The organism is Dellaglioa sp. CoH-57-MRSF-22, assembly GCF_056781895.1.
This window is the reverse complement of the sequence record NZ_JBXAXT010000281.1, coordinates 1-237: the sequence shown is the minus strand read 5'-3', so window position 1 is coordinate 237 and position 237 is coordinate 1. Positions and strand designations below refer to the sequence as shown.

The 237-nt window shown below is 57.4% G+C and carries 1 protein-coding gene; it reads left to right on the top strand.

The window, feature by feature from the left end; genetic code table 11:
• Nucleotides 1–49 precede the first annotated feature (49 nt).
• Nucleotides 50–208 (top strand): hypothetical protein, encoded by a 159-nt coding sequence (locus AC1RPR_RS09085; RefSeq protein WP_481763623.1) that lies wholly within the window; start codon nucleotides 50–52, stop codon nucleotides 206–208.
• The last annotated feature ends 29 nt before the right edge of the window (nucleotides 209–237 follow it).

Genomic DNA, 237 nt, shown 5'->3' with positions numbered 1-237 from the left:
ATGCAGAGTGGGATGCTGGCTGGTACTCAGCACGTGGAGGTGACGCGGAATGAATGCACTGGGCGCATGGTTCGCTGGTCACGCTGCTTACTTTTACGGTGATGGCTTCTGGGAGAATCCGTACGATTCAGATTCCATGGACCATTACGATTGGGCTGCTGGTTGGACGGCGGCTCGCGACATGAGCAGCGGGGGCGACAATGACTGAGGCATGGATGTTGGGGCTCAGTGCCTACA